Origin of the sequence: Micromonospora sp. NBS 11-29, assembly GCF_002140155.1 — a bacterium.
In the GTDB taxonomy this organism is placed as follows: domain Bacteria; phylum Actinomycetota; class Actinomycetes; order Mycobacteriales; family Micromonosporaceae; genus Micromonospora.
The window spans coordinates 5,673-9,627 of record NZ_NAPR01000009.1 but is presented as its reverse complement, the minus strand read 5'-3'; the positions used below and the strand labels follow the sequence as shown (position 1 = coordinate 9,627).

Annotated in this window: 2 protein-coding genes and 1 pseudogene; all 3 read left to right on the top strand. The window is 76.3% G+C overall.

The annotated features are described in order from the left end of the window. Positions 1–14: 14 nt before the first annotated feature. A pseudogene (locus tag B1205_RS32740) lies at positions 15–2,078 on the top strand (type I polyketide synthase); the annotation flags it as partial. Between the two features lie 382 nt (positions 2,079–2,460). Then, the gene (locus B1205_RS31440) at positions 2,461–2,898 is read left to right on the top strand and encodes an acyl carrier protein (RefSeq protein WP_254909922.1); all 438 of its coding nucleotides are present in this window, start codon (positions 2,461–2,463) and stop codon (positions 2,896–2,898) included. Between the two features lie 20 nt (positions 2,899–2,918). Further along, a partial coding sequence (locus B1205_RS13340) for a beta-ketoacyl synthase N-terminal-like domain-containing protein (protein ID WP_176308580.1) occupies positions 2,919–3,955 on the top strand: 1,037 nt, incomplete at its 3' end.

The window sequence follows — 3,955 nt, the reverse complement described above, 5'->3', positions numbered from 1 at the left end:
CGGCGGATCGGCCGGTGCATCACATTCCGGTGTTGCGGCGGGATGTGAACGAGGTGACCGCGGTGACGACCGCGTTGGCGAGGCTGCACGTCACCGGCACGCCGGTGGACTGGGCGGTCTGGTTCACCCGCGACGGCCACCACCCTGGCACCCTCGACCTGCCCAGCTACGCCTTCCAGCACCAGCGGTACTGGCTCGACGCCCGCACCGCCGGCCACGACGCCACCGGCCTCGGCGCCCACGACGCCGGGCACCCGCTGCTCGACACCGCGCTCGTCACCGCCACCGGGGACGTCCGCGTCCACGGCGGCCGGATCTCCACGCGTACCCACCCGTGGCTCGCCGACCACGTCGTCCGCGGCCGGGTCGTCGTCCCCGGCACCGCGCTGGTCGAACTGGCGCTGCACGCCGGGGCGCAGGCCGCCTGCGACACCGTCGAGGAGTTGACGCTCGCCGCCCCGCTCGTCCTGCCCGACGACGGCGCCCGCACGCTCCAACTCCAGCTCGCCGCCCCGGACGAGCGGGGCCGCCGCCGCGTCACCGTCCACTCCCGCCCCGCCGACGACCCGCACGCCGACTGGACCGCGCACGCCGACGGCATCCTCGCCCCGACCACCGGCGACACCGCCGAACCACTGACCGAATGGCCGCCGCCGGACGCCGACGCCGTGCCGGTCGAGCCGATCTACACCCGGCTGCGCGACCTCGGCGTGGAACACGGACCCACGTTCCGTGGGCTGCGCGCCGCCTGGCGTACCGCCGACGGGGTCTTCGCGGAGGTGGAACTGCCCGACGGCACCGCCACCGGCGGCTACGCGCTGCACCCGGCGCTGCTCGACGCCGCGCTGCACGTCGTCGGCCTCACCGACGACCCGGCCGCCGACGACGGCGGCGCCCGGCTGCCGTGGGCCTGGAGCGGCGTCACCCTCACCGCCGAGGGCGCCACCCACCTGCGGGTACGCCTCACCCGCAGCGGACCCGCGACCACCCTCACCCTCGCCGACGCCACCGGCGCGCCGGTGGCCCGCATCGGCGCCCTGGTGTCCCGGCCCCTCGCCGCCGACCAGCTCGACGCCGGCACCACCGACCTGCCCCTCCACGACCTGCGCTGGCATCCGCTGCCGCCGCCGGCCCGGCCCGCCACCGCAATCGTGCCGCTGGACCCGGAAACCGGTCTCGCCGCGGTCGCCGACGACGCCCACCTGGTGCTCGTCCCGGCCGGGCACGCCACGCCGGGCGACCCGCTCGCCGACACCCGGGCCCGGCTCGCCGACACCCTCGCCCTGATCCAGGACTGGCTCGCCGCCGACCGGTTCGCCGACCGGCGGCTCGTCGTCCTCACCCGTGGCGCGGTCCCCGCCGACGGCGACGTCACCGACCTGGCCGGCGCCGCCGTGTGGGGCCTGGTCCGCGCGGCGCAGCTCGAACACCCCGGCCGCCTCGTCCTCGCCGACCTGGACCGCGACGACCCCGACCTGCTCGCCCGCGCGCTCGCCACCGACGAACCGCAGTTCGCGCTCCGCGACGGCCGGCTGCTCGTCCCGCGTCTCGCCCCGGCCGAACCCGACCCGACCGGCGCCGTGGACCTGCTGCCCGACGGTACCGTCCTGGTCACCGGTGCCACCGGCGCGCTCGGCGGGACCGTCGCCCGGCACCTCGTCACCCACCACAAGGTCCGGCACCTGCTGCTGGTCAGCCGACACGGCGCCGACGCGCCCGGCGCCGACGACCTCCTCGCCGACCTCACCCGACTCGGCGCGCGGGCCCGCCTCACCGCCGCCGACGTAGCCGACCGCGACCAACTCGCCGCCCTGCTCGCCTCCGTCCCCGCCGAGCACCCACTCGCCGGTGTCGTGCACGCCGCCGGCACGCTCGACGACGCCGTGGTCACCGCGCTCACCCCGGCCCGGACCGACACCGTCCTGCGCCCCAAGGCCGACGCCGCCTGGCACCTGCACGACCTCACCCGTCACCTCGACCTGCCCATGTTCGTGTTCTTCTCCTCGATCGCCGGCCCGCTCGGCGCCCCCGGCCAGGGCAACTACGCGGCGGCGAACGCCTTCCTCGACGGCCTCGCCCACCAGCGCCGCGCCGCCGGGCTCGCCGCCACGTCCCTGGCCTGGGGGCCGTGGGCGGAACCCGGCGGGATGACCCGCGACCTGGGCGCCGCCGGGCGGGACCGGCTCGCCCGGCAGGGCATCGTCCCGCTCACCACCGAGCGGGCGCTCGCCCTGTTCGACGCCAGCCGGCGCGGCCGGCGTCCGCTGCTGCTGCCCGTACACCTCGACCTGGCGGCGCTGCGCCGCACCGGCCGCGACCAGCTCCCGGCGCCGCTGCACGGCCTCGCCGGCGGGCCCGCGCGCCGGACCGCCGCGGCGACCGTCGGCCTCCGNCGCCGAGGCGTCCGCCGAGGACCGGGCCCGCCTGGTCGCCGAGCTGGTCGCCGGCCAGGTCGCCGAGGTGCTCGGGTACGCCTCACCGGCCGACGTCGGCCCCGAACGCTCCTTCACCGAACTCGGGTTCGACTCCCTCACCGCCGTCGACCTGCGCAACCGGCTCACCACCCGGACCGGCATCCCGCTGCCGGCGACGCTGGTCTTCGACCATCCCACCCCGGCCGCGCTCACCGCACACCTGCTGGGACGGCTCGGCCCCGCACCGGCCGCGCCCACCCTCCTCGACGAGCTGGACCGCCTCGAGGCGGCGTTCGCCGCCACCCCGGCCGACGCCCTCGCCGAGCTGACCGCCGACGACGACACCCGCGCCGCCGTCGCGGCCCGGCTCCGCGCCCTGCTCAGCCGCTGGGACGGCGACGGCGGCGAGGTCGCCGCGACCATCGACGACGCCAGCGACGACGAACTGTTCGACTTCATCGACAGCCGCTTCGGCCGGTCCTGACCCGCGACAGGTGAAACCCGATGGCGAACGAAGCCAAGCTCCGTGAGTACCTCAAGCGCGTCACCGCCGACCTGCACGAGACCACCGAACGGCTGAAGGCCGCCGACGCGCGGGACCACGAACCGGTCGCCGTCATCGGGATGAGCTGCCGCTACCCCGGCGGCGTCCGCTCGCCGGAGCACCTGTGGGACCTCGTCGCCGCCGGTGGCGACGGCATCACCGGCTTCCCCACCGACCGGGGCTGGGACACCGACCGGGCGTACGACCCGACCGGGGAACGGCGGGGCAGCACGTACGCCCGGGAAGGCGGCTTCCTGCACGACGCCGGGAACTTCGACCCGGACCTGTTCAAGATCTCCCCGTACGAGGCGCTCGCCATGGACCCCCAGCAGCGGCTCATGCTGGAGGCGTCGTGGGAGGCGATCGAGGACGCCCGGATCGACCCGCTGTCGTTGCGCGGCAGCCGGGTCGGCGTCTTCGCCGGCATGATGTACCACAACTACGCCGCCGGGCTCGACGACGTCCCGGACACCCTCGACGGGTTCATCGGCGGCGGCACCGCCAGCAGCGTCCTCTCCGGCCGGGTCGCCTACACCCTCGGCCTGGAGGGCCCCGCACTCACCGTCGACACCGCCTGCTCGTCGTCCCTGGTCGCGCTGCACCTGGCCGTGCAGTCGCTGCGTACCGGCGAATCCGCGCTGGCGCTGGCCGGCGGCGTCACCGTGATGACCACGCTGGAGACGTTCATCGACTTCAGCCGGCAACGCGCGCTCGCCCCGGACGGGCGGTGCAAGTCCTTCGCCGAGGACGCCGACGGCACCGGCTGGTCCGAGGGCGTCGGCGTGCTGCTCCTGGAACGCCTCTCCGACGCCCGCCGGCACGGCCACCGCGTGCTCGCGGTGGTGCGGGGTTCGGCGGTGAATCAGGACGGCGCGTCGAACGGTTTGACGGCGCCGAACGGTCCGGCGCAGCAGCGGGTGATCCGGTCGGCGTTGGTGAGTGCGCGGTTGGCCGCGTCCGAGGTGGATGTGGTGGAGGCGCACGGCACGGGCACGGT